General features: G+C 72.2%; 24 protein-coding genes. 17 read left to right on the top strand and 7 right to left on the bottom strand.

Features of this window, described 5'->3' with window-relative positions; genetic code table 11:
- Positions 1 to 25: 25 nt before the first annotated feature.
- The 8 genes from ACZ31C_RS03625 (at position 26) to ACZ31C_RS03590 (ending at position 6,021) form a co-directional block, all read left to right on the top strand.
- Positions 26 to 406 carry a hypothetical protein gene (locus ACZ31C_RS03625; protein ID WP_465794022.1) on the top strand — a complete coding sequence of 127 codons (381 nt, stop codon included), beginning with the start codon at positions 26 to 28 and terminating at the stop codon, positions 404 to 406.
- A gap of 69 nt (positions 407 to 475) precedes the next feature.
- The gene (locus tag ACZ31C_RS03620) at positions 476 to 1,672 is read left to right on the top strand and encodes a hypothetical protein (protein WP_465794021.1); all 1,197 of its coding nucleotides are present in this window, start codon (positions 476 to 478) and stop codon (positions 1,670 to 1,672) included.
- Positions 1,673 to 1,743: 71 nt separating this feature from the next.
- Positions 1,744 to 2,343, top strand: a complete 600-nt coding sequence (locus ACZ31C_RS03615; protein ID WP_465794020.1) for a DUF4178 domain-containing protein — start codon at positions 1,744 to 1,746, stop codon at positions 2,341 to 2,343.
- 160 nt (positions 2,344 to 2,503) lie between these two features.
- On the top strand, positions 2,504 to 3,289 hold the full coding sequence (locus ACZ31C_RS03610) for a hypothetical protein (RefSeq protein WP_465794019.1): 786 nt from the start codon (positions 2,504 to 2,506) through the stop codon (positions 3,287 to 3,289).
- Positions 3,290 to 3,366: 77 nt separating this feature from the next.
- Entirely contained in the window at positions 3,367 to 4,068 is a 702-nt protein-coding gene (locus ACZ31C_RS03605) for a hypothetical protein (protein ID WP_465794018.1), read from the top strand.
- A gap of 8 nt (positions 4,069 to 4,076) precedes the next feature.
- Positions 4,077 to 4,886 (top strand): SDR family NAD(P)-dependent oxidoreductase, encoded by an 810-nt coding sequence (locus ACZ31C_RS03600; RefSeq protein ID WP_465794358.1) that lies wholly within the window; start codon positions 4,077 to 4,079, stop codon positions 4,884 to 4,886.
- 169 nt (positions 4,887 to 5,055) lie between these two features.
- Positions 5,056 to 5,586 carry an orotate phosphoribosyltransferase gene (locus ACZ31C_RS03595; protein ID WP_131055681.1) on the top strand — a complete coding sequence of 177 codons (531 nt, stop codon included), beginning with the start codon at positions 5,056 to 5,058 and terminating at the stop codon, positions 5,584 to 5,586.
- Positions 5,587 to 5,643: 57 nt separating this feature from the next.
- Entirely contained in the window at positions 5,644 to 6,021 is a 378-nt protein-coding gene (locus tag ACZ31C_RS03590) for an ArsR/SmtB family transcription factor (RefSeq protein WP_007454255.1), read from the top strand.
- A 51-nt stretch (positions 6,022 to 6,072) separates the two neighbouring features.
- On the opposite strand, the gene ACZ31C_RS03585 is transcribed toward ACZ31C_RS03590, so the two are convergent.
- The 4 genes from ACZ31C_RS03585 to ACZ31C_RS03570 form a co-directional block, all read right to left on the bottom strand.
- The gene (locus ACZ31C_RS03585) at positions 6,073 to 7,005 is read right to left on the bottom strand and encodes a DUF368 domain-containing protein (protein WP_465794017.1); all 933 of its coding nucleotides are present in this window, start codon (positions 7,003 to 7,005) and stop codon (positions 6,073 to 6,075) included.
- 96 nt (positions 7,006 to 7,101) lie between these two features.
- A complete protein-coding gene (locus ACZ31C_RS03580; RefSeq protein WP_465794016.1) occupies positions 7,102 to 9,627 on the bottom strand; it encodes a polynucleotide kinase-phosphatase in 2,526 nt (841 codons plus the stop codon).
- Positions 9,628 to 9,701: 74 nt separating this feature from the next.
- Positions 9,702 to 11,126 carry a 3' terminal RNA ribose 2'-O-methyltransferase Hen1 gene (locus ACZ31C_RS03575; RefSeq protein ID WP_465794357.1) on the bottom strand — a complete coding sequence of 475 codons (1,425 nt, stop codon included), beginning with the start codon at positions 11,124 to 11,126 and terminating at the stop codon, positions 9,702 to 9,704.
- 252 nt (positions 11,127 to 11,378) lie between these two features.
- The gene (locus tag ACZ31C_RS03570; RefSeq protein ID WP_449944203.1) at positions 11,379 to 11,591 is read right to left on the bottom strand and encodes a hypothetical protein; all 213 of its coding nucleotides are present in this window, start codon (positions 11,589 to 11,591) and stop codon (positions 11,379 to 11,381) included.
- A 168-nt stretch (positions 11,592 to 11,759) separates the two neighbouring features.
- On the opposite strand from ACZ31C_RS03570, the gene ACZ31C_RS03565 reads away from it, so the two are divergent.
- Both ACZ31C_RS03565 and fbaA read left to right on the top strand, forming a co-directional pair.
- Positions 11,760 to 12,143 carry a phage holin family protein gene (locus ACZ31C_RS03565; protein ID WP_350697608.1) on the top strand — a complete coding sequence of 128 codons (384 nt, stop codon included), beginning with the start codon at positions 11,760 to 11,762 and terminating at the stop codon, positions 12,141 to 12,143.
- Positions 12,144 to 12,367: 224 nt separating this feature from the next.
- Positions 12,368 to 13,393, top strand: a complete 1,026-nt coding sequence (fbaA, locus tag ACZ31C_RS03560; RefSeq protein WP_350697607.1) for a class II fructose-bisphosphate aldolase — start codon at positions 12,368 to 12,370, stop codon at positions 13,391 to 13,393.
- A 137-nt stretch (positions 13,394 to 13,530) separates the two neighbouring features.
- Here the strand turns inward: fbaA and ACZ31C_RS03555 are convergent, their stop codons facing one another.
- Positions 13,531 to 14,787 (bottom strand): LOG family protein, encoded by a 1,257-nt coding sequence (locus tag ACZ31C_RS03555; protein ID WP_465794015.1) that lies wholly within the window; start codon positions 14,785 to 14,787, stop codon positions 13,531 to 13,533.
- A 252-nt stretch (positions 14,788 to 15,039) separates the two neighbouring features.
- Between ACZ31C_RS03555 and ACZ31C_RS03550 the strand changes: the two genes are divergently transcribed.
- Positions 15,040 to 15,468 (top strand): DUF3151 domain-containing protein, encoded by a 429-nt coding sequence (locus ACZ31C_RS03550; RefSeq protein WP_396744127.1) that lies wholly within the window; start codon positions 15,040 to 15,042, stop codon positions 15,466 to 15,468.
- 99 nt (positions 15,469 to 15,567) lie between these two features.
- Here the strand turns inward: ACZ31C_RS03550 and ACZ31C_RS03545 are convergent, their stop codons facing one another.
- Complete coding sequence (locus ACZ31C_RS03545; protein WP_465794356.1) at positions 15,568 to 17,526, bottom strand: MinD/ParA family ATP-binding protein; 1,959 nt, start codon at positions 17,524 to 17,526, stop codon at positions 15,568 to 15,570.
- A 427-nt stretch (positions 17,527 to 17,953) separates the two neighbouring features.
- Entirely contained in the window at positions 17,954 to 18,952 is a 999-nt protein-coding gene (locus ACZ31C_RS03540; protein WP_465794014.1) for a diacylglycerol kinase family protein, read from the bottom strand.
- Between the two features lie 124 nt (positions 18,953 to 19,076).
- On the opposite strand from ACZ31C_RS03540, the gene ACZ31C_RS03535 reads away from it, so the two are divergent.
- From ACZ31C_RS03535 to ACZ31C_RS03510, 6 genes are all read left to right on the top strand, one after another.
- A complete protein-coding gene (locus tag ACZ31C_RS03535; protein ID WP_396744136.1) occupies positions 19,077 to 20,366 on the top strand; it encodes an adenylosuccinate synthase in 1,290 nt (429 codons plus the stop codon).
- A gap of 222 nt (positions 20,367 to 20,588) precedes the next feature.
- Entirely contained in the window at positions 20,589 to 21,497 is a 909-nt protein-coding gene (locus tag ACZ31C_RS03530; protein ID WP_465794013.1) for a type IV toxin-antitoxin system AbiEi family antitoxin domain-containing protein, read from the top strand.
- A gap of 173 nt (positions 21,498 to 21,670) precedes the next feature.
- Positions 21,671 to 22,921: a phosphoribosylamine--glycine ligase gene (gene purD / locus ACZ31C_RS03525; RefSeq protein ID WP_465794012.1), complete on the top strand. Its 1,251-nt coding sequence runs from the start codon at positions 21,671 to 21,673 to the stop codon at positions 22,919 to 22,921.
- Positions 22,922 to 23,327: 406 nt separating this feature from the next.
- Positions 23,328 to 23,966 carry an RNA polymerase sigma factor gene (locus tag ACZ31C_RS03520; protein WP_465794011.1) on the top strand — a complete coding sequence of 213 codons (639 nt, stop codon included), beginning with the start codon at positions 23,328 to 23,330 and terminating at the stop codon, positions 23,964 to 23,966.
- Complete coding sequence (locus tag ACZ31C_RS03515) at positions 23,963 to 24,553, top strand: hypothetical protein (protein ID WP_465794010.1); 591 nt, start codon at positions 23,963 to 23,965, stop codon at positions 24,551 to 24,553. Before ACZ31C_RS03520 ends, ACZ31C_RS03515 begins: the two co-directional genes overlap by 4 nt.
- 120 nt (positions 24,554 to 24,673) lie before the next feature.
- The gene (locus ACZ31C_RS03510) at positions 24,674 to 25,306 is read left to right on the top strand and encodes a hypothetical protein (protein WP_465794009.1); all 633 of its coding nucleotides are present in this window, start codon (positions 24,674 to 24,676) and stop codon (positions 25,304 to 25,306) included.
- Positions 25,307 to 25,396: the final 90 nt, after the last annotated feature.

Raw genomic sequence — 25,396 nt, 5'->3', positions numbered from 1 at the left:
GGGCCGGCCGGGTGAGGATGGAGGCATGTTCGGGATCGGGCGCAAGAAGGACCCGGAGTTGACCGCTGCCGTCACGGCGCTCGCCGAGGCCGGTCGCGTCGCGTTCGGCGGGGTCGGGATCGCGGGCGCGACGCTGCCGGAGACCGAGGCCTACCAGCGCGTCGCGGCGATCGCGGCGGACCACCCCGACGAGGTACGCGAGCAGCTCGACCGCCTGCTCACCACCGGCTCCCCGGCGGCCCGGGTGTACGCCGCCACGCTGCTCGAACAGCTCGACCCGGCGGCCGGACGGACGGCCTGGACCAGGCTGAGTTCCGACCCGGCGGAGGTGGACACCGCCGTCGGTTGCGTGCTGGACCGCACCACGGTCGGCGAGTACGCCGCCCGACGACTCGACGATTCGTGATCTGACGGACGGTCGGCTCCGTCCGATCGGTGCTGCCGGATCTTGTCCGGTCCTCCTACGCTCCGTGCCATGACTGCGACCGCCGAGGATTCGGCCGCCGTACCTCCTCCGCCTCGCCCGCCTCGCCCCGGTACCGTCACCGCGGCCTTCTGGTTGCAGCTCACCATCGCGCTGATCCTCTTCGGACTCGTGGCGCTGGTGGTCGTCGAGGCGTTCCAATGGGATGCCGCGATCGACCGGGCGGCACGTCAGGTGCCGAACGCCGACCCCGACGAGGTACGCGCCGAGCGGGTCAGCAGCATCAGCATGTCGCTGGTCTTCGGCCTCCCCGCCCTGGCCCTGGGACTCTGGATGGCGCTGACCGCCGTCGGCGTCCGCCGGGGCAGCAACGTCGCCCGGGTGATGGTCTTCGCGGCCAGCGGTGCCGAGCTGCTGCTCTGCTTCTTCCAGGCGTGCGCCGGCATCTTCTTCGTCCCGTTCATCGCGTTCGCCGCCACCGGGGCGGTCGATGTCGGGGAGGCCCCACCGCCGGACGACGAGTTCTGGCAGGAGTCGGAGTTCTTCGAGGTGCTGTACGGCGAGCCGCGCACCTTCGAGATGGTGTTCTTCCCGCTGGCGGGTCTCGGTGTGCTGACGGTGCTGGCCCTCACCGTGGTGGTCGTGCTGCTGTTGACGATTCCGCCGGCCAACCGTTGGTTCGTGCCGAAGCCCGAGGCGGCCGTGCCACTGACCGCCGGAGGCGACATCCCGAACGCCTACCTCGCCACCTACCCCCTCCCGACGCCCTACCTCGCACCCGGGTATCCGGCACCCGGCTATCCCGCACCTGGCTATCCCGCACCTGGTTATCCCGCACCTGGTTATCCGGTGCCGCCCGGCTTCCCGGTTCCGCCCGGCCAGCCCGCGCCGTTCGGCGGTCCCGTCCCGACCGGCTACGTCGTGCCTCCGGGCTATCCGGTGCCTCCGGGCTATCCGGTGCCTCCGGGCTATCCGGTCCCCACGGGCTATCCCGTGCCTCCGGGCTATCCGGTCCCGGAAGCCGAGCCGGCCGCCCCGTCGGAGCCGCAGGCCGATCGGCCCGCACCGGCAGGCGAACAGTCCGCGTTGTCGGACGGACAACCTGCGCCGTCGGGTGAGCAGGCCGAATCCTCGGCCGCTGACCCGGGTGACGCTGACCGGGCCGACGGTGACCGAGGCGACGGTGGCCGGGGCGACGGTGGCCGGGGCGACCGATCGGCTCCGGATTCGGGCGGGAACGGGCGATAGTCGGCCGGCGACGACTCCACCCGCGCCGGTCACGGATACCGTCGTCACCGACGTACCTGGGGAGGTGACGGGTGGACGACGTGACGGCGTACCTGGTGATCGCGCTCGGGTGTCTGCTGGCCGCGCTGGCCGTCGTCGCGGTCGTGGCGCGGCGGCGGGGCCAGCGTCGGCCGACGGCCGGGCCCGGCCGGCGTGCCACCGGCGGGCCGAGGACCGATCCGCGTCGCATCGAGGTCGGCGACATCGTCGAGATCGGTGACCTGTCGTACGTGGTGCGCGGATCGATCCGGTTGGTCGAGGGCGAGTGGAGCTGGGCCGAGCACCTGCTCGACGACGACAGCGGGCGGTACCGGCTGTCGGTGGCCGAGAACCCGGAGTTCGAACTGGTGCTCTGGGAGCCCCAGCCGGGCAGGGTGCGGACCGTCGGGGCCCCGGCGGTCGACGCCGCCGGGCGACGGTACGTCTGGCACGAGTCCGGCCAGGCCCGATACACCGCGACCGGTGTGACCGGACTCGCCCCGAGCGGGACCGTGCGCTACCACGACTATCGGGCACCGGGCGGAGCGCGGCTCACCTTCGAGGCGTACGGCGAGTCGGGCTGGGAGGTCGCCCTCGGCCACCGGTTGGATCCGGGCGACGTGACCGTGTACCCGCAGGGGCGCGGCTCGTGAGAGCGGATCCGGTTCAGCTCGACAGCGACCTACGACGACATCACCGAGGACGGATCTGGGTACACCGCTCCTGAGCCGACGCGCCCGCCCAGACGGCGTCGTGCCGTGCCGGGTTGGCCAGCAGCCGATACGGTGAGTCGCGTTCCACGGAGGGAGAAAGATGGTCGACCCGCAGAACACCCCGGTCCGGCAGCGGCCGGGTGTGGTGACGATATCCACCTACTTGCTGTTGCTCTTCGCGATCTGCCAACTGATCAGTGTGGTCGTCACGCTGGCCACGATCGGCACGGTCCGTGACGTGATGGACGAGGCGTACCGCGGCACCAGTGTCGAAGGAGCGGAGAACCTCGCCGACGTCGCCGTCGTCTTCGGCGTCGCCACCGCCATCTTCCTGCTCGTCGTGGCGCTCGCGTTGTTCGGCCTCGGCCTGCTGAACCTGCGCGGAAAGAACGGTGCCCGGATCGCCACCTGGGTCGTCGGCGGCATCATGCTCTGCTGCACCGGTTTCAGCCTGCTCAGCGGGCTGGCCGGCGGCATGAGCATGCCCGGTGGCGAGACCAGCGGCGACATGCCGAGCGCCGACGAGGTCCAGCGCCGGATGGAGGAGGCACTGCCCGGCTGGGTCACCCCGGTCAGTCTCCTGCTCGGTGTGATCAGCCTGCTCGCGCTGCTGGCCGCGCTGATCCTGCTGGCGCTGCCGAAGGCGAACGAGTTCTTCCGCAAGCCGACCCAGCAGTGGGAGCCGCCCATGCCCGGCGGCAACTACCCGAACCAGCCCGGTTACCCGCAGGCGCCCGGCTACCCGGGTGCTTCGCCGCAGTCGGCCGACCCGGGCTACCCGCCCACTCCCGGTCAGCCGCCCGCCGGTGGCCCTGGTACGCAGCCTCCGCAGTCCGGCGGTCCGGGACACCCCGGCGATCAGCCGCCGACCGACCGGCCGAACTGACCGCCGGTGAGTTAGGCGCGACTGCGACGGTCCCTCCGAGTAGGTTGCAACCCGAACACCTACCGGAGGGACTCGTCGTGTCGTACCCCGAACAGGCGTCGCCGCGCCGGCCGGCCGTGGTCGTGACGGCCGTGGTGGTGCTGGCGGTGATGGCGGTGGGTGCGCTCGGGTACGCCGTGGCCGGCCTGAGCATCGTCGGTGGCACCGTGTCCCGGTTCCGCGCGGCGGCCGTGGGTACGTCGGCCGACTCCGCCCAGGTCGACGCGATGGTGACCCTGCTGCGGGGGGTGGTGGTCGGGGCCGCCGTGCTGAGCGTGCTCGCGGCCCTGCTCCTCGCCGGTCTCGCGGTGGGCCTGATCGGCGGTCGGCCCGCCGCCCGGGTCTCCACCTGGGTGGTCGCCGGGCTCGGGATGCTCCTCGGTTGCTGCGGCATCGGAACCCTCCTGGTCCAACGCGCCACCCCCCTGGACTTCGGCGACGACCAGGCCGCCGCCGAACTCGTCGCCCTGGTATCGGACGCCTACCCGTCGTGGTGGATTCCGATCACCACGACTCTTTCAGTCGCGCAGGTGCTCGGTTACCTTGTGGTAGCCGTACTGCTGGCGATGCCGTCCGCCCACGCCTGGTTCCGTCGCCGCCCGGTGCCCCCGCACCACCCCCAGCCGCCGTCGTACCCACCCGTGCACCACCAGCCGTCCGCGTATCCGCCGCCGGTCGTGCCGCACCAGACCTATCCGCCGCCCGGGGCGCCGCCATCGTCCCCGTACCCGCCGAGGTGAGCAGACCAGTGACGCCCGACCAGTCGAGCAGCGAGCGATGGGCGTTGATCACCGGCGCGACGGCGGGGATCGGAGCGGCCTTCGCCGATCGGCTCGCCTCCGACGGATGGCACCTGGTGCTGGTCGCCCGGGACGCTGAGCGACTCGCCGCGCAGGCCGCCGAGCTGACCGGCCGGTACGGCGTCGAGACCGAGACCGTGCCGGCCGACCTGTCCACCGACGACGGCTGCGCCGAGGTGGAGCGACGGCTCGCCGCCGCCCCGCCGGTGGGGCTTCTGGTCAACAACGCGGGGATCAGTCTGAACAAGCCGTTCCTCAGGTCGAGCCTTGAGGACGAGACCCGACTGCTCCGGCTCAACGTGCACGCGGTGATGCGATTGACACTCGCTGCGCTGCGTAACATGACCGAACGGCGAGATGGGGCAGTGATTAATGTCTCTTCCGTCGCTGGTTTCGGTGCGATCATGCCGGGATCGACGTACTCCGCCAGCAAGGCGTGGGTCACGAACTTCAGCGAGTCCGTCGGCCAGTCCGCCCGCCCCTTCGGCGTACGTGTGATGGCGCTCTGTCCCGGCTACACCCGGACCGAATTTCACCAGCGAGCCGGCATCGACATGTCGAAAACTCCCGAGTGGTTGTGGCTCGCCGCGCCCGACGTGGTCGAGGAAGCCTTGCGTGACCTGCGAAAAGGCAAGTTGGTCAGCGTTCCATCGTGGAAATACAAACTGGCCGTCGCCGGTCTGCGGCACGCCCCACGCGGATTGCTCGACCGGGTCGCCCGGGACACCCGTGGGCGCATCGGCCGCGATCGCGGTTGACCGCCACGCGTGGTCGACCGGTGCGGCGGCGGCGAGCGCGACATCACTCGATCCGAACCGCTGATCGACGTAGCGTAGTCGGACATCGCCACTCATCTGTCCCCCGGAAGGGTTGCCCGGGGTGGCCCGTCCACCCGGCACACAGACTTGCGCAGTACCCTCTATCGCCATGGGGGACCACGACGACCTGCGTAAATTCATCTCCGACCTGGCTGTGGTCCACGGCCGGGTAGTGCTCTCCTCCGGGCAGGAGGCTGACTGGTACGTCGATTTGCGTCGCATCACGCTCCATAACCGGGCGGCCCCCTTGGTCGGTCGGGTGATGCGGGAGTTGACCGCCGACTGGTCGTACGACGCGGTCGGTGGCCTGACATTGGGCGCCGATCCGATCGCCATGTCGATGCTGCACGCGACCGGCCGTCCGTTGGACGCGTTCGTGGTGCGGAAAGCGGGCAAGGCGCACGGATTGCAACGCCGAATCGAAGGCCCCGACGTGACCGGACGTCGGGTGCTGGCGGTGGAGGACACCTCCACCACCGGCGGAAGTGTGATGACCGCCGTCGAGGCCCTTCGCGAGGCCGGGGCCGACGTGGTGGGGGTGGCGGTTATCGTTGATCGTGGCGCCGGCGACGCGGTGCGAGCCGCCGGACTGCCCTATCGGGCGGCCTATACGTTGGCTGACCTCGGCCTTGTGGCGTAAAAGTCTGCCGATTCGGATCTGCTGATATGCAGCCGGATCGATGCTGCTGGTGGAAGGATGGAATACGTGGGAACTGCGTTGGCCGAAATGACTATGCCTCAGATCTCGCCGCTTGCCGGCGAGCCGATCGAACGCGCCGACGCCGAGCGGCTGGCAGGGGTCCTCAAGGCCCTTGCCGACCCCGCCCGGCTGCGGCTGCTCAGCCTGATCCAGTCGGCGCCCGAGGGTGAGGCGTGCGTGTGCGACTTGACCGCACCGCTCGGACTCTCCCAGCCGACCGTCAGCCACCACCTGCGTATCCTCACCGAGGCCGGCTTGCTGGAGCGGGAGAAGCGCGGTGTGTGGGCCTACTACCGGCTGGTCCCGAGCGCGATCGCGACGATCGCCGACCTGCTGACTCCGCCGCGGAAGCGGGCCACCAAGAAGGCTCGCTGAACCGAAACCGCTTGGTGGCCGCCCAGCCGGGCAGCCACCAAGCGGTGGACGTCAGCGCACCTGCGTCGGCTCGTACGCCTCGGTGAGCGCCTGGGCGGCCCGGTTCACCCGGCGCCGTTCGGCGATCACCATGGCCAGGACCACGGCGAAGCCCAGCAGGAACAGCGCGGTGATGGCCAGGATGCCGTCACCGGGCGCCTGCAGGGTCCGGTCCTCGGACTGCCATGGCCACAGCGAGCGCAGGCTGCCGATCAGCGCGCCGGACATCACCGCGAGAGTCATCCGGCGATGCTTGTCCAGCAGCCACTGGAGCAGCTTGACGAAGAGCGACAGGCCGATGACCATGCCGGAGGCGAAGATCGCCAGGTAGCCCCAGTCCCGGTCGTTGAGGGCGGCGATGGTCGGTTCGTAGAGACCGACGGTGAGCAGCAGGAACGATCCGGAGACGCCGGGCATCACCAGCGCGCAGACCGCCACCGCCGCCGCGATCAGCAGGATCATCGGGCGTGGTTCGAGGGTGGCCTGTGGCAGGCCGGTGAGCATGAACGCGGCCGCTGCGGCGATCACCAGGCCGACCACCTCCCGGGCGCGCCACGGTTTGCCGACCATCGAGACCGGCACCAGCACCGAGGCGAGCACCAGGCCGAGGAAGAGACCACGGGTGTGTTCGGGGTACTCGGCCAGCAACGGCTCCAGCAGCTTCGCGGCGAGCAGCAGGCCGGGCACCATCCCGATCATCAACGGGATCACCACGTCCCAGTGGGCCTGCCGCATCTGGTGTCCCGCCCGCGCCCAGCCACGCCCCCGAGGTACGTCCGACGCCGCGTACCGGACGGCGTTCACCACGTGGCCGGCGGACACGATCAGCCGCTCGTACACCCCGGTGACCAGCGCGATGGTGCCACCGCTGACCCCCGGCACGGCCTCCGCCACGCCGATGGCCCCACCGCGCAGGACATGGCCTACCCGTTCGCCCAATGCCATTAAGAATCGGTCTCCTGCCTCGCTCGCCCGGTCGCCTGGATGGCGCCCGCCACGGCCGCCCAGGTTACCGGGGTCGCGAGCCATGCCCTGGTGGCGTCAGAGGCGGGGGTCCACCGGCTCGGACTCGCATGCCAGGATCGCGAAAACCAACTCGTGCCGACGCCACAGCGGAGCGCCGTCGACCAACGCGTCCAACGCGGCCAGTCCGAGCCCGTGCTCCCGCAGCGCCATCCCGCGTTTGCGTCCCAGGGACCGCTTGCGCAGCGCGGCCAACTCTGCCGGCTCGGTGTAGCCGGGACCGTAGATGATCCGCAGGTACTCCCGTCCCCGGCACTTGATGCCCGGCTGGAGCAGCGAGCCCCGCTCGCTGCGGGCCGCCGGACCGGCGTACGGCTTGACCACCATGCCCTCGCCGCCGGCCTCGGTCAGCTCCAGCCACCAGCGGGTCGCGGCCTGGACCGCGTCCGCGTCGCCGAGGTCGACCACCTGGCGTCGGGTCGGGGTGAAGAACTCCGGGTCCGCCGCGCAGAGTCGGTCGGCCTGGGCCAGGTGCCAACCGTGGTCGCGGTCGGCGTACCCGGCAGAACCGCCGGCCAGCACCGCGAACGGAGCCAGCGTCACCCCGCGCAGTCCGTCGGTCGGCCCCACGTACGCCCGGTAGGCGGACGTGTAGGCGAGCACGTCGTCCAGGCGGCGGGCGGTCCGTTCGCGCAGCGCGGTCACGTCCAGCCCGCGCGCGGCGGCGGCGTCCACCGCGGCCAGTGTCGCCGGCAGGGCGGCCCGGCCGGCGGCACCCACCCCGGCGTACTGCTCCCGGATCAGGCCACCCGCCTTGGCCGACCAGGGCAGCAGCTCACAGTCGAGCAACAGCCAGTCGGTCTCCAACTCCGCCCACAGCCCGGCGGCGGTCACCGCCGCGCGGACCCGGTCGAGTAGCTCGGTGTCCAGCGGGCCGCCGAAGAACGGTCGTCCGGTGCGGGTGTGCACCATCCCGCCGCCCGGCCCGAACGGGCCGCCGTCCGGCTCCCGGCAGACCAGCACCACCGCGCGGGAGCCCATGTGCTTCTCCTCGCAGACCACCCGGTCCACCCCGGCCGCCCGGTAGTCGGCGAACGCCTCCGTCGGGTGTTCCAGGTAGCCGTCCAGACGGGACGTCGAGCTCGGCGCCATGGTCGGCGGCAACCAGACCAGCCAGCGCGGGTCGACCGCGAAGCGGCTCATCACCTCCAACGCGGCGGCGGCGTTCTCCGCCGGCACCGTCAACGAGCCGTACTTGTGCTCCACGTGCCGCCGCCCGGCCACGTCGGTCAGCTCCAGCACCGCGTCCGGGCGGGACGGGGCGGCGACGAGCGGGCGCACCGGCGCGTACCACTCGCGTTCCGCCGGCACCGAGACCAGCTCGCGCTCCGGGTAGCGCAGGGCGGTCAACCGCCCGCCGAAGACGCACCCGGTATCGACGCAGATGGTGTTGTTGATCCACTCCGGCTCGGGGGTGGGGGTGTGGCCGTAGATGACCGTGGCGGCACCCCGGTACTCGCGAGCCCACGGGTAGCGCACCGGCAGGCCGTACTCGTCGGTCTCACCGGTGGTCTCGCCGTAGAGCGCGAAGGCGCGTACCCGGCCGGAGGCCCGGCCCTGGTACTCCTCCTTGAGCCCGGCGTGCGCGACCACCAGCCGGCCGCCGTCGAGCAGGTAGTGGCTGACCAGCCCGTCGACGAAGGTGGCCACCTCGGCGGTGAACTCCGCCGGCTCGGCCGCCAACTGGTCCAGCGTCTCGGCCAGCCCGTGCGCCACCTTCACGTTGCGTCCGCGCAGCTTGCGCAGCAGCTTCTGCTCGTGGTTGCCGGGTACGCAGAGCGCGTGCCCGGCCGCGACCATCCCCATCACCAGACGGAGCACCCCGGGCGAGTCCGGGCCGCGGTCCACCAGGTCACCGACGAACACGGCGGTACGCCCCGACGGGTGGGTCGCGTCCACCGCGCGGCCCGCCTCGTCGTGGTGCAGCCGCCAGCCCAGCCGGAGCAGCAGCGTCTCCAGTTCGGCCCGGCAGCCGTGCACGTCACCGACGATGTCGAACGGCCCGGTCAGCTCGCGCCGGTCGTTGAACATCCGCTCGTACCGGATCTCGGCGCGGTCGATCTCGTCGGTCCCGCGCAGGACGTGCACCTTGCGGAAGCCCTCCCGGGCCAACTGGCCGTAACTGCGACGCAGGTCGCGGGACATCCGGGCGAGTACCTGCCGACCGAAGGTGCGGTCGCTGCGCGCCTCGGTACGCTCCCAGGCCAGCGCCTCCGGCACGTCCAGCACGATCGCCACCGGCAGCACGTCGTGTTCCCGGGCGACCCGGACCAGGGCGGCTCGGGCGTGCGGCTGGAGGTTGGTGGCGTCGACCACGGTGAGCCGACCGGCGCGCAGCCGCTTGGCGGCCACGTAGTGCAGCGCGTCGAAGGCGTCGGCGGAGGCCGACTGGTCGTTCTCGTCGTCGGCGACCATCGCCCGGAACGCGTCCGAGGAGAGCACCTGGCTGGGCGCGAAGTGCCGGCCGGCGAACGTGGACTTGCCGGAGCCGGAGACTCCGACGAGCGCCACCAGGGCCAGCTCGGGAATGTCCAGGACGCTCATCACCACTCCTGCTCGGTGGTAAGGAAGGGCACCTTATTAACGCCTCCGGTAGAGCAAGGGCCCCTTATTAACAGTCAGATCCGGGTGAACACGGCGAGTTGAGTGGGTGCGCCCACCTCCGGGTCGTCGTCGCCGACGCCGGACGAGGCAGCCGTGTAGCCGTACGTCGCGCAGACTCGGCGTACCCACTCGGCGAACTCGGCACGGGACCACTCGAAGCGGTGGTCGGGATGCCGGAAGGTACCCGGCGGCAGCCCCTCATACCGCACGTTGTGCTCGACGTTCGGCGTGGTCACCACGACCGTCGCCGGTCGGGCGTACCCGAACACGCTGTCCTCCAGCGCCGGCAACCGAGACGGATCGACGTGCTCGACCACCTCCATCAGCACCGCCGCGTCGTACCCGCGCAGCCGGTCGTCCCGGTAGGTCAACGCGGACTGCCGCAACACGACCCGGTCACGCTGACGCTCCGGGAGCCGGTCCAGCCGCAGCCGCCGGGCGGCCGACGCGAGCGCCTGGGCGGAGACGTCGGTGCCGACGATCTCGGTGAACCGGCGGTCCCCGATCAACGTGGCCAGCAACGCGCCGCCGCCACAGCCCAGGTCCAGCACCCGATGCGCCCCCGACTCCACCAGTGCGGCGTGCACCGCCGTCCGGCGTCGCGCGGCCAACGACGCCCGGTTCCCGGCACGGTGGGCAGACATCTCGTCCGCGTCGTCGTCCACCGCCGGCTCGTCGGCGGGCCGCTGGGCGGCCAGCCGCTCCAACGCCGCACCGGCCAGCGCCCGCTGGTGCGCCAGATAACGGCGGATTATCAGCGCCCGCTCCGGGTGCTCAGCGAGCCAGCCCGCACCCGCCCGCAGCAGCTTGTCGACCTCGTCCGGGGCCACCCAGTAGTGCTTCGCGTCGTCCAGCACGGGCAGCAGGACGTACAGGTGGTTGAGCGCGTCGGCCACCCGCAGCGTGCCGGTGAGGGTCAGGTCGACGTACCGGCTGTCGCCCCACTCCGGGAACTCCTCGTCGAGCGGAAGGGTGTTGGCGGTGACGTTCCAACCGAGCGGAGCGAAGAGGCGTACGGCCACGTCGGCGCCGCCCCGGCAGCGCAGCACCGGCACCCGTACCTCCAGCGGGATGGCCGTACCGGCCAACTCCGGGCGGTCCCGCGACTCGCCGCGCAGGGCCGACCGGAACACCCGCGACAGCGCCGAGGCGAGCAGGCTGGACGCGGCGTACTGTCGGTCGTTGACGTACCGCCCGAGGGTGAAGGTCTCCGGCGCGGTGGCCGAGTGCCGGCCGCGGCCCCGGCCCTGCGCGGCCAGCTTCGTCGGGTCGACGTCGAGCAGCAGCGCGGCGGTGCAGCGCCGCTCGTCGGCCTCGGGATAGAAGACGTGCGCGGTGCCGACGGGCACGTCGAAGGCGTGCGTCCGGTCGGGGTGCTTGACCAGCAGATGCCCCAGGTCGGTCGCGGGGTGGTGCGTCGTGGTCAGGGTGAGCAGCACGCGGCTCATCGTGCCAGGTTCGTCGATCTTGCGCTGTTTGGTTTTCTGTTAGGGGTGGTTGCGGTGGGGGTTTCCGGGGAGCCCCACCCGCTCCGGGCGGTCAGGCTTGATCCCTGCGCGGGTGGGGCTCCCCGGAAACCTGACGTGCGCCCTCGCCGTCGGAGGACGAGGGGGGTCGTGCTGCTCAGGGGGAGCTTGCAGGGTGGGCTGCTGGGTGGTGGGGAGTCTCGGGGGAGGGGAAGTGCGGGAGGGTCAGCGGTAGTCGTCTTCGTCGGGGGCTACCACCCGGGCCTGCTCCATGGCGTCCCAGTCGTCGACCTCCAGGCCGCGGTGCGGTTCGTCCTCGACCTCCGCAGGGTTGACCACCGTGGCCTGCTCGACCGCGTCGGCCGGCTCGGCCTCCAGGTCGCGTTCGTCAGCGGTGAGGTGGTCGCCGGGGGCGAAGTCCTCGCCGGGCTGGCCCATCGGTGCCTCCGGGATGTCGGTGGACGGTACCCGCTCCACGGTACGGGCTGTGCCGGTGTCGCGCTGGGAACCGGCACGCCAGCCGGCGGGGCGAAGGGTACGCGGGGGGTACGGCCCAGTCGGGCGAATCGCCCCACCGGCGGCTCGCCCCGATGCCAGGATGGTCCCGTGGGCTTCCTCATCCGGCTGGTGACGACCGCCGTCGCGCTGTGGATCACCACTCTGATCGTGCCCGGGGTCGAGGTGACCGGGCGGACCGGCTACGACACCGTGTTCACCCTGTTGATCGTGGCGCTGATCTTCGGCGTGGTCAACGCGGTGCTCAAGCCGTTGATCAAGGTGGTGGGCTGCGTCTTCTATCTGTTGACCCTGGGCCTGTTCGCGCTGGTGGTCAACGCGCTGTTGTTCCTGCTGACGGACTGGATCGCTGGCACTCTCCGCCTGCCGTTCCACGTGGACGGCTTCTGGCCCGCCTTCTGGGGAGCCATCGTGATGGCGGTGGCCACCTGGCTGATCAGTGTCGTGGTGCCGGACCGCGCGGACCGTCGGTGAGCCGTCCGGCACCGGGCCGGTTGTGCCGGGCCGGTCCAGCTACGGGATACTTCCCGCGTAGGACAGCGCGGTCCGGCGCACCAATGGAGATCAGGCGGCCATCCGGCCGACCGCCAACGGAGTTTCGCGCGGCTGCCCGGCCGACCGTCGACAGGCGGCCGATCGGCCGGCGCAAGAAGAGCGGCGGCCGCACGGCCGTCAGCGGCAAGTAAGGAGCGTTCGACATGCCCATCGCTTCCCCCGAGGCTTACGCCGAGATGCTGGACCGCGCCAAGGCCGGCCGGTACGCGTACCCGGCGATCAACGTGACGTCGTCGCAGACGCTCAACGCGGCGCTCAAGGGCTTCGCCGACGCGGAGAGCGACGGCATCATCCAGGTCTCCACCGGTGGCGCCGAGTACCTCTCCGGCCCGTCGGTGAAGGACATGGTCACCGGCGCGGTGGCGTTCGCCGCGTACGCGCACGAGGTGGCCAAGAAGTACCCGGTCAACATCGCGCTGCACACCGACCACTGCCCGAAGGACAAGCTGGACAAGTTCGTCCGGCCGCTCATGGCCATCTCGCAGGAGCGGGTTAAGAACGGCCAGGAGCCGCTCTTCCAGTCGCACATGTGGGACGGCTCCGCCGTGCCGGTCGCGGAGAACCTGGAGATCGCCGAGCAGCTTCTCGCCGAGGCCGCCAAGGGCAAGATCGTCCTGGAGATCGAGGTCGGCGTCGTCGGCGGTGAAGAGGACGGCGTCGAGAACGCCATCAACGACAAGCTCTACACCACGGTCGAGGACGGTCTCGCCATGGTCGAGGCGCTCGGCCTGGGTGAGAAGGGCCGCTACATGGCCGCCCTGACCTTCGGCAACGTGCACGGTGTCTACAAGCCGGGCAACGTCAAGCTGCGGCCCGAGGTGCTGAAGCAGATCCAGGACGCCGTCGGTGCCAAGTACGGCAAGGACAAGCCGCTCAGCCTGGTCTTCCACGGTGGATCCGGCTCGCTGCTCTCCGAGATCCGCGAGTCGCTGGACTACGGTGTGGTGAAGATGAACATCGACACCGACACCCAGTACACCTTCTCCCGTCCGGTGGCGGACCACATGTTCCGCAACTACGACGGCGTACTCAAGGTCGACGGCGAGGTCGGCAACAAGAAGCTGTACGACCCGCGGGTGTGGGGCAAGGCCGCCGAGGCCGGCATGGCCGCCCGGGTCGCGGAGGCCTGCGAGCACCTGCGCTCGACCGGCACCACGATGACCAAGTGACGTCCTGACGCCGACGACGGCGGCCGGTTCCTCCCACGGAGCCGGCCGCCGTCGTACTTCTGGGCTTCGTGTGTAAGGAGGGGACCCCTACTAACGCCTGGTGTATAGCAGGGGTCCCTTCCTTGCACCCAGGTCCGTCACGACGACGAGCGGAGGAGCAGGCGGACCGCCTCGTGCACGTCGTCGGTGAGGTGCACGGTGCCGGACAGGTCACCGAAGGGTGACGTGGCCAGCAGCGGCTTCAGCAGCGACTCCACCGGCAGTTCGGTCGTCCAGTACTCGCGGTCCAGGAACACGTACGCCCCGCTGGCCCCGTCCGTGCCGTAGTAGGTCTTGGTGGCCGCCTGGAACACCTCCTGCACGGTGCCCGCCCGACCGGGCGCGAAGACGATCCCGCCCCGGGCCAGCCGCAGGATGGTGTCCTCGCGGATGGCGTTGGAGAAGTACTTGGCGATCCGGCCGGCGAACAGGTTCGCCGGTTCGTGGCCGTAGAGCCAGGTCGGCACGGCCAGCCCGCCGCAGTTGGCCCAGTCCAGGTCGCCGGTGGTCAGCGCGGCCGAGTCGGCCCGGTACGCGACGGCCGGCTCGGCGCCGTCCTCCGGTGGCGTGACCGAGCGACCGTACAGCTCCCGGACCCGCAGCGCCGCCGCCGTGTAGCGGTCGTGGTCGGTGAAGTCGGGTGCGGTGGCGAGCAGGTCGATGGCGGCGGTCAGGTCCTCGGCTGGTCGGGTCGACAGGTACGCGCCCAGGTTGGCGGCCTCCATCACACCCGGGCCGCCGCCGGTCACCACCAGGCGGTGGGCTCGCGCCAGCTCCCAGCCCAGCACTGCGGCCGTCCGGTACGGCCCGCTGCCCCGGCGTACCGCGTGCCCGCCCATCACCCCGACCACGGACTGCGGCCCGTGCGTGGTCAGCCAGGCCCGGGTGGCGTCGGCCAAGGCGTTGTCCACGCCGTGGTCGTGCAGCCGCTGACCGAGCGCCTCACGTACGTCGGGCTGCGCCCCGCCGTGGTCGCGGAAGTGCGCGTACACGCGGCTGTCGTACATCGCCTCGAAGCCGCCCTCGGCGAAGCCGGCGGCCAGTTCCTCCGGGGTGTAGAGGTGCGGCGGCTGGGTCGGGTAGGGCAGGCCGGAGAAGGGCGGCACCACGTTCGCGCCCCGCCGGACCAGATCGGCGCCGACCTGCCGGGAGACGAAGCGGCAGCCGACGAAGAGGGTTCCGGCGACCTCGATGCCGCTGAGGTCGGGGACCGGGTCCAGGTCCAGCCGGAGCCCCTGGACGGTCAGCCCGACCAGGGTTCCGTCGGCGAGCCGCCGGTCGAGTTCGGCCCGGGTCTGGATCTCGTTCAACCAGGTGTGCGGCTCGATGACGTCCGCAGGGGGTGGGGTCGGCACCCGGCCATCCTGCCCGGTTGCCGCAACCGCGCCCGAGCTGGCCCCGGCCCGACGAGACAATGGGGCGGGAGCCCGGCGGCCTGGCCGAGCTCCCGCAACTCCGGTTCCTGGGGAGGCTCCGGTCATTTAGTTGTAGTGGAAAGGACCGGGCGGCGGCATGGGCCGCAGGCGTGACGGACCTCTCGGCCGTTCAGTCAGCCGGCTCGCCGGACCCCCTCGCGGGCTCTGGCCGGAAGCGGGTTGAATGGGACGATGCAGAACCTCTTGCCGGAGCCCCCGGCCACGCTCCTGCCCGCACACGACGAGGCCGACTCCACGCTGGCCACGGCCGAGCAGGACGGCGGCGACGAGGCGTTGGCCGCGGTGGCCGCCCGGTTCCCGACGCACAGCGCCGCCTGGGCCGCGTTGGCAGCCAAGGCCCTCGCCGAGGGCCAGGTCGTCGCCGCGTACGCGTACGCCCGCACCGGTTACCACCGGGGACTCGACCAGTTGCGCCGCAGCGGCTGGAAGGGGCACGGGCCGGTGCCCTGGTCGCACGAGCCGAACCGGGGCTTCCTGCGCTGCCTCTATGTGCTGTCCCGTGCCGCCGACGCGATCGGTGAGGCGGACGAGGCCGCCCGTTGTGCCCAGTTCCTCCGCGACTGTGACCCGGCTGCCGCCGACGCGCTGGCCAGTAACTGAACCGTCCGCCGAGCCGCCGGCTCGGAGCAGATGCTCCGGGGGCCGGCGGTTCGACGTGACGCCCACCGCCGAGACTGCGCGGTCGGGGTCTGGAGCGGTCTAGAGCCCCTCGGCGACCGAGGCGGCGATCTTGAGCCAGGCGTCCCGGGTCGCCGACGAGAGCTGGGCGTACCGGATCGGCTCGCCGGTGTCGATGAGCCGCTCGTACGGAGCCAGCAGCACGCCCCGGGTACGCGCGGCGAAGTGCTCCTGGATCGCGGGCAGGTCGATCTCCTTGCGGGACGGCGGCATGGAGACCACCGTGACCGCCTGCCGGACCAGCCGTTGCCGACCGCTCTGCTCCAGGTGGTCGAGCATCCGGGCAGCGGTCTCGGCCGAGTCGTTACGGGCCGACATGGTGACCACCAGTTGGTCGGTGGCGTCCATCGCGGCCTGCCAGTTCTGGGCCCGGACGTTGTTGCCGGTGTCCACGAAGATCAGCTTGTAGAAGCGGCTGACCACCTCACGGATCTCGCCGAAGGCCGAGGCGGTGAGCATTTCGCCGCCGGTGGCCGACTCGTCGGAGGCGAGGACGTCGAACATCCCCTCGCCCTGCGAACGGACGTACTGCGACAGGTCACCGACCCGCCCGTGGGCGCCGTGGAACTGCCCCAGGTCGCGTAGCAGGTCCCGCACCGTACGCGAGTGGAAGTCCTGCTGGGCACGCATGCCGAGGGTGCCCTGGGTCTCGTTGTTGTCCCAGGCCAGCACGTACCCGCCGCGCTTCTGACCGAACGTCATCGCGAGCAGCAGGATGGCGACGGTCTTGCCCGCCCCACCCTTCGGGTTGACCACGGTCACCTGCCGGAGTCCGCCGAAGTTGCGGCGGACCGTCTCGATGTCCCGCTTGAGTTCCAGCTCCTGCCGGCCGGGCGGCAGTTTCACCAGCCCGGTGCGGTTCACCACCGCCCGTACGCCCATGGTGGCGACCGGGTCGGCGGGACGGACCTGCCGCCGCCGGGCGAAGTCCTCGGCGGTCGGCGGGACGCCCGGCTCGGCCGGGTTCCAGGCCGGGTCCGGGTAGCCGACGGGCGTCGGGTTCGCGGCCGGGTGGGGCAGTTGCGGTGCCGGGGGTGTCGCCGTCGGGGGCGGCGCACCCTGCTGCCAGGGTGCCGGGTTCCAGGCCGGCTGCGGCGGGAACGGGCCGGGCGGAGAGTCCGCCTGGTGCTGCGGCACCGGGTACCCCGAGCCGTCCGCCTGGTGCGGTGCCGGGTACGCCGAGAGGTCCGGCTGTGGCGGCACCGCGCCGGGCTGGGGCGGCAGCGCACCAGCCTGCGGTGGCACTGCACCGGGTTGCGGCGGTACCGCCCCGGGCTGGGGCGGGAACAGGCCGGGCTGGGGCGGCGGCATGGGTACGCCGTGCTGCGGCACGGGCGGCCCCGCCGTGCCCTGGTGCTCGGGGAGCGGGCCGACATGCGGCGTCGGGATCGCGTCCCGGTGCGGCGGCGGCACCGGGGTGCCGTGCTGCGGTGCGGGCACGGGGTACGTCCCGGCCTGCGGCGGCACCGGCCGACCGGGCCCGGCCGCCGACGGCACCGGCGGGAGCGGCTGCACACCGGTGGCCCAGCCGGGACGTGACGCACGGTCAACGATCCCGGACGGGTCGCTGCCCTCCGGCGAGCCGGCGGTGGTGCGCTGTGGTGGTTGCGCCCAGGGCGACTCCGTCGACGGCCGAACCGGCGGCGGGCCGTCGCCGTCGCCGTCGAGGTGGTCGCCACCGTTCGCCGAGGTCTCCGCCGTCGCCGCCTCGGGTCCGCCGTCCAGGTCCGGCCCGCCGGCGGCGGCAGGGTCGGAGTCGGTGGCGGTATGCGGGCCGGGAACGGCCGTCGCACCAGCATTGCCGGGCGTGTCGTCGCGCGCGGGCGCGACCGAGGTCGGCCGGTCGAGAGTGAACGGCAGGTCCAGGTCGACCCGGCCGTGCTCCGGCTGCGGCGGCACGGGTGCCCAGCCGGTGGGCGGCGGCACACTCGCCCGTCCGCCGACCACGGGTGGTGGCACACTCGCCTGCCCGCTGGCCATGGGCGGCGGCACACTCGCCTGGCCACCGACGGGGGGCGGCGCGGGTGACCATCCGGGACCCGGCGTCGCACCCGACTCGCCGCCGACACCGGCGGTCAGCGACGGGTAGTCGGCGGGCGAGGGCGGCCCGGCCGGTTGGCCGCTGGACGGCAGGTGACCCGGCTGACCGGCGGTCGGCGGCACCGGGTAGGCCGACCGGTCAGGAGCGGACGGCGCGGTGGGCGGCGTCGGCGGAGTCGCCCATGCGGGCGTGCCGAAGCCCTCGACCTGATCCGGCGGCCAGAGTGGTTCGATGTCCCGTTCCGGCACCCCTTGCTGGCCGGGCACGTGCGCCCGGTCGGCGTTCTCGTCCACCACGGTTCCTCCCCCATTCCCTCTGCCGAGGATAGGCCCACCGGCCGACCTCGGCCGCCGACGCGGGGTGGGGTCAGACGGCCCAGACCGCCCAGGCGCCCGACTCGGTCCACCAGGAACGCTTACGGGTCAACTGCCCCTCCACGCCGTCGTCCAGATACGGCAGCGCACCCTCGTCCCGGGGCAACACGGACACCGCCCGGCCCCGGGCCCGGCGCACCTCCAGGCGTACCCGTCGGCGACCCAGCCGCGACCGGGTCACCACCGGGACCGCCACCGCCACCTCGACCAGCCCGTCCGTGGGGTCGGGCGCGGCGAGCAGGGTGACGTCGTCGAGCCGGGCGTACCCGGCGGCGTTGCCGATCGCGCAGGCCAGCAGCGGGTCGTCGCCGTGCGAGAGCACCGCGTCGTCCACCTCCACCCGACCACGCCAGTGCAACGGGCGTCCGTCCTCGGCGGCGGCACCGAGCAGCGCCCCGTCCAGCGTCACCGAGCCGCCGTCGTTGCGCAGCAGGTCCAGTCGGCGGGGCGTGCCGTCGAGCACGGCGGCGGCCACCGCCGCGGGATCACGGGGGAGGCCGAGCTGCGCGGCGAGGTCCCGGTGCGTCGTGCTGCGGGCCGGGTCCAGCGGCAGTACGCCGACCGGCGGCAGGTCCGGCACGGTCCGGCCGTCGGCCAGGTCGGCCGGACGACGACTCGGCGGTGGGGCGTACCGCCGGACCAGCCGGCGTATCACGGCCCGCAACTGTGCGTCACCGGCGACTGCCACCACGAGACGGACCTTGGAGTCCGGGTCGGGCCAGGTGAGCCCGTCCGGACGCGGGGGCGCGTCCAGTCGGGCCAGCACCTCGTCGATCTCCGCGTCCGAGCGGGCGGTCACCGTCTCGACTCGCGCGCCTCGGGTGGTCAGTGCATCCGCGCAGGCCAGCACCGGTACGCGCGGAGTCTCGCAGCGTTCCGGGCGGTCCGGGGCAGCCTCGGGCGCTCCGCCACAACAGGCTCCGCCGCTGCCACACCCGGCCCCGGGAGCGTCCCGCTCCGAGCCGAGGGTGAGCAGCACCACGTCGTACACGGGTAGGCCCCTCCTGCCTCTCGGCGCGACCCCTGCCGGTCGTGCCGTCACTACTTGTTAACCTGACACCCCGGGCTCGCTGACCGGTCGCCATCTGGCACCCGAGCCTTCTGGAGGCGAAGAGATGCCAGCGATCGTGCTCATCGGCGCTCAGTGGGGTGACGAGGGCAAGGGCAAGGTTACCGACCAACTGGGTGAGCGGGTCGACTACGTCGTGCGCTACTCCGGCGGAAACAACGCCGGGCACACCGTGATCACCCCTGACGGCCAGAAGTACGCGCTGCACCTCATGCCCTCGGGCGCACTCTCCCCGAACGCCGTCATCGTCATCGGCAACGGCGTGGTCGTCGACCCGAAGGTGCTGCTGTCCGAGATCGACGGGCTCGCCGAGCGCGGCGTGGACGTCTCACGGCTGCGCATCTCCGGTGACGCGCACCTGATCATGCCGCACCACCGGGCGCTGGACCGGGTGGTCGAGCGCTACCTCGGCAGCTCCCGCATCGGCACCACCGGCCGGGGCATCGGCCCCGCGTACGGCGACAAGGTCGCCCGGATGGGCATCCGGGTGCAGGACCTGCTCGACCCAGGCATCTTCCGCAAGAAGCTGGAACTCGCGCTGCGCGAGAAGAACCAGGTGCTGTTCAAGGTCTACAACCGCAAGGCGGGGGACGTCGACGCCACCATCGAGGAGTACCTGGAGTACGCGGAGCGGCTGCGGCCGTACATCGCGGAGACCCGGTCGATGCTCTGGGACGCCCTGGACCGTGGCGACACCGTACTGCTCGAAGGCGCCCAGGCCACCATGCTCGACATGGACCACGGCACGTACCCCTTCGTCACCTCGTCGAACCCGACGGCCGGTGGCGCGTGCGTGGGCGCCGGCATCCCGCCGACCGCGATCACGAAGGTGATCGCGGTGAGCAAGGCGTACACCACCCGGGTCGGTTCGGGTCCGTTCCCGACCGAGCTGTTCGACGACAACGGCGCGCACCTGCGCAAGGTCGGCCACGAGTACGGCACCACCACCGGCCGGGAGCGCCGCTGCGGCTGGTTCGACGCGGTGGTGGCCCGGTACGCCTGCCGCCTCAACGGCGTCACCGACCTGGTCGTCACGAAGCTGGACGTGCTCACCGGACTGGCGACCGTGCCGATCTGCGTCGGCTACGAGATCAACGGCAAGCGCGTCGACGACATGCCGATGACCCAGACCGACTTCCACCACGCCACGCCGATCTACGAAGAACACGACGGCTGGTGGGAGGACATCACCAAGGCGCGGACCGAGGACGACCTCCCCGAGAACGCCCGGCGCTACATCGCCCGCATTGAGCAGCTCTGCAACACCCGCGTCAGCGTCGTAGGCGTAGGCCCCGGCCGCGAGGAAAACGTAACCCGCCACCCCCTCCTCCCCTAACCGCCTCCCTCCCCACCCACCCCCCCTCTCCGCCCCACCCACCCCCCCTCTCCGCCCCACCCACCCCCCTCCGCGTTGATCAAGAAGTTTTGGTCGCGGTGAGGGGGCCCGGGTGACCCAAATCCCTTGATCAACCCCGCTGGTGGCGGAGGTTGTCCACAGGGGGCGGCGGGTTATCCACAGGGGTGGAGAAGTGGGGGGTGTGGGCGGTGGGGTGGGGGGATGGGGGAGACGGGATTCGGGGCGCGAAGCGGTGTGGTGACGGTGGAACAGGCGCTGTCGGCGGGGTTCACCCGGGGGCAGATCCGTCACCTGGTCCGGTCGGGGCGTTGGGTCAGGCTGGCCCGAGGGCGCTTCGCGCCGTCCACCGAACCTGACCCGTTGGCGCTCCGACGGGCCCGGATCCGGGCGGCCGTGGACAGCCTGGGGCCGGGGGCGGTGGCCGTACTGGGGACCGCCGCCGAGTTGCACGGGATCGCCGGGCTGCGTGCCGCGTCCGAGATCCACGTCTCGGTGCCGGTGCAGTGCCCGCGCCCGCAGCGACGTACCGATCCGGAACTCGTCGTACACCAGTTGACGTTGGGTCCGGACGATGTCGACGTGCTGGCCGGTGTGCCGGTCGCCACCGCGGTGCGTACCGTCGCCGACGTCATCCTGCGCGCGGACCGGTACCCCGCCGTCTGCGTCCTGGACTCGGCGCTCAACCGGCGGCTGCTCACCGAGGCGGACCTGGCGTCGATCCCCGCTCTGATCGCCGGACGGCGCGGTGCGGTCGCCGCCCGGCGGCACCTCGCCGAGGCGGACGGCCGGGCCCAGTCGCCGCTGGAGACGCGTGCCCGGCTGCGGTGCGTCGACGGCGGTGTCCCGCCGGACGTGCTCCAGGTGGAGGTGCGTGACGAGGACGGCTGGCTGCTGGGGGTCGGTGACCTGGGCTGGCGCCGGGCTCGCCTGATCGCCGAGGCCGACGGCAGAGGGCCGCACGACGGACCGCAGGCGGTCTACGCGGACCGGATGCGACAGAACCGTCTGGTCAACGCCGGCTGGCGCATCCTCCGTTTCACCTGGTCCGACACCCTCCAACCCGACTACATCCCACAAACCGTCAAACAAGCCCTCCGCACCCCCCACTAACCCCACCCCCACCCCCCCACCCCCCCACCCCCCCCGCCCACCCACCCCCCGCCCCAGCCTCACGCGGCGCCCACGCCCTGTTGATCAAGAAGTTTGAGCGTCGAGACGCCGAAATTGAGACGCGAACTTCTTGATCAACAGGGATGGCGGGGGCGGTGGGTAGGATGCCGGCTGTGCGTGTTCTGTTGCTGGGTAGTGGTGGACGGGAGCACGCGCTTGCGCTGCGGCTCACCGAGGATCCGACCGTCGAGCAGGTGATCGCGGCACCGGGGAATCCCGGGATCGCAGGCGTGGCCGAGCTGCGGGAGGTCGTGGCGACCGATCCCGAATCCGTGGCGGGGCTGGCGGTCGAGGTGGCTGCCGACCTGGTCGTGATCGGGCCGGAGGCGCCGCTGGTCGCCGGAGTCGCCGACGCGCTGCGGGCCAAGGGCATCGCGGTGTTCGGTCCGTCGGCCGAGGCGGCGCAGTTGGAAGGCTCCAAGACGTTCGCCAAGGACGTGATGACGGCCGCCGGGGTGCCCACGGCCCGCGCCCACACCTGCACCGACGCGGCGGGCACGGCCGCGGCCCTGGACGAGTTCGGACCGCCGTACGTGGTGAAGAACGACGGACTCGCCGCCGGCAAGGGCGTGGTGGTGACCGAGGACCGCGAGGCCGCGCTGCGGCACGCCGCCGAGTGCGGTCGGGTGGTCGTTGAGGAGTACCTGGCCGGCCCGGAGGTCTCGCTGTTCGTGGTGACCGACGGCGAGGCCGCCGTGCCGCTGCTGCCGGCGCAGGACTTCAAGCGGGTCGGTGACGGTGACAGCGGTCCGAACACCGGCGGCATGGGTGCGTACGCGCCGCTGCCCTGGGCGCCGTCCGACCTGGTCGACGACGTGATGCGCGACGTCGTGCACCCCACGCTGGCCGAGATGCGGCGTCGGGGCAAGCCCTTCGCCGGCCTGCTCTACGTCGGGCTGGCGATCACCGCCGACGGCCCCCGGGTGATCGAGTTCAACGCCCGCTTCGGCGACCCGGAGACCCAGGTGGTGCTCGCCCTGCTGGAGACGCCACTGGCCGGCCTGCTGCACGCCGCCGCCACCGGCACGCTGGCCGAGCACCCGCCGCTGCGCTGGCACGACGGCGCGGCGGTGACCGTGGTGGTCGCGGCCGAGGGCTATCCGGCCCCGCCGCGTACCGGTGACGTGATCACGGGCGCGGACCGTCCGGGCGTCATCCACGCCGGCACCGCCCGCCGGGCCGCCGACGGTGCCCTGCTCTCCGCCGGCGGTCGGGTCCTCTGCGGTACGGCCACCGGCCCCGACCTGGCCGCCGCGCGCGACGCCGCCTACGAACTGGTACGCGGTATCACGCTGGCCGGGTCGCACCACCGTGGTGACATCGCGTCGTCCGCGATCGACGGCAGGATCACGCTCCCCGCCTGAGCCCACCGAACCAGCGACGGCCGCTCCGGCCGCCCCGGCGGTGTGTCGACCGGCCCTGGCGGCATCGCCCAGACCGGTGGCGTCGGCCGGGCCCGGTGGCGTCGGCCGGTCCGGTGGCGTCGAACGGCCCGGCGGTGTGTCGATCGGGCTCGGCGGCCTCGCCACAGTCCGGCGGCCTCGCCCAGTCCGGCGGCGTCGACCGGGATCGGCGGTCCGACTGGGCTCGGCGGTCCGACCAGGATCGGCGGCCCGACCGGTCGGCTGTCCGGCTGCCCTGATGGTGCTGATCCGGTTCGTCGGGCGAGCCGCCGCGCCGGACGTCGGTGGCCGAACGGTCGGCGGTTCTGGTCGACGGGCCGCAACGCAACGACCTCCCCGCAGCGTATTTAGTGGCGAGGGAGGTGGGATGGAAGCCGACGAGTTCGAGACGTTCGTCCGCCGGTCCGCTCCGGCGTTGCGCCGGTACGCACGGGCGGTCGCCGCCGACCCGGACCAGGCGGAGGATCTCCTCCAGGAGGCCTACGTCCGGGTGGCCGGGGTGTGGCATCGCGTGTTCGCCGACGGCAACCCGTTCGAGTACGCGAAGAACACGATAATCCGACTGCACATCGGTCGGCTCCGGACGCTGGTCCGCCGCATCCGGCTCACTCCGAGTACGCCGAAGGTGCCCTTGAAGCAGCCGGCAGCGTCACCGCTGGTCGCCGCCGGTAGGTCCGGCAGCAGCACCGAGGTCGGTCTCGACCGCGTCACCGGGCATGGGTCCGACCGCGTCACCGGGCATGGGTCCGACCACGTCGACGACGGCTGGTCCGGCGACCGCGTCGAGGACGCAGACCTGCTGCGTCGACTGCTGGCCGGGTTGCCGCCCGCGCAACGGGCGGTGCTCGTCATGGCGTACCTCGACGATCTGGACGACGCGGCGATCGCCGAGGCGATCGGGCGACGACCGGCGACCGTCCGGTCGCTGCGGCACCGGGCGCTCGACGCGATTCGCCCGGGTCTGTCGGGCGTCCGGGCCGAAGCCGGTCGGAAGGTGGCGGGATGACCGACGTCCGGGACGCGCTCCGCGAGGTCTGGGAGGACGAGCCCGCCCGGTACCCGTCGGGCCCGGATCCGCTGCCGGCGGTGCGGGCCCGCCTGCGTCGTCGTCGCCGTCTCCAGGCCGTCGCCGTGGCGCTGGCCTTGTGCACGGTGGTCGGCCTGGGGGTCTTCACCGTGGTGACCGCCGGCCGACCGGCACCCGCGCCGCAGGTCGCGGCACCCGCCGTGCCCGAACTGCGTGGCCTGCCGGCCTATCTGCGACCGGCCGATCCCGCCGAGGCGGTGCTGCGGATGGCCCGCCCGCAGGCGGTGCCGAGCGGCGACCGGGTGGCGTACGAGGGTGCCGGCCCGGTGATCCGGGTGGTCGCGGTCTTCGACTTCGAGGCGGCGCTGGGACTGCCCGGGGTGCCCCGCGAGGTGACCGTGGCGACTGTGGCGCAGGTGTTGGCCACGGACGACGTGGCGACCTCGACGGCGTACCTGTCGGCGTGGCTTCCCGACGGGCGTACCCTGTTCGTCTCCGTGACCGGGGACACGCCGCAGGTCCGTGCGGCGACGCTGGATGCGCTCGTCGAGGCCAACCTGGGCTGATCTTGGCCGGTCAGACCGGGTGGACCGGCCGATCGGCCCTGACCGTGCGGTTGACATCCCGTGTCACGATCATCGTGCCGGTGGCCTGGTCGGGCCGCCGGGTGCGGGGAGGAGGACAAGGTGACCGGCTTTCTGGCCACGGCACTCAGTTTCCCCACCGTGCTGTTCAGCTTCCTGCTCGTGGTCGTCGTCGGCTACTGGTTGCTGGTGCTGACCGGGGTGCTGGATCTGGGCGACGACCTGGACGTCGACGGCGGACCCGGTACGTTCCTCGCCGGGCTCGGGCTCGGCGGCGTACCCAGTGCGATCATCTTCTCCCTGCTCGTCGCGGTGGCCTGGTTCGTGAGCCTGGCCGGTACCGCGCTGCTCGACGGCATCGGGCTCGGCGCCGGCACCCGGATCGCGGTCTCGGTCGGCGTGCTGCTGGCCGCCGCGTTCTGCGCGTACGCGGTGACCCGGCTGATCGCGGTGCCGTTGGGACGTCTCTTCCCGACCGACTCGGACGCCAGCCGGAACACCTTCGTCGGCCGCCTCTGCGTGGTGCGGACTGGTACGGTCACCGCCGACTTCGGTCAGGCCGAGGTGACGGCGGCGGACGGCTCGTCGGCGGTGGTGCAGGTCCGGCAGTCGGGCGACGAGAAGATGACGGCCGGCAGTTCCGCGTTGATCTACGACTACGACACCGAGGGTGAGTTCTTCTGGGTGATGCCCGCCGGGCCCACCTTCGACCCCCTGAGACATGCCCCCGAGTAATCGCCCCTGGTGAGTCCGCTTCCGCGCGGATCACCCCGACCTCATCCGAGGCGGCCGGTGCGAACCCCCTTCGTCCGGCCCGTCCGCCAC

Source organism: Micromonospora sp. NPDC023869, from assembly GCF_055559695.1.
Note: the sequence above shows the minus strand (reverse complement) of the source record. Positions and strands in the feature narration are given on the sequence as shown.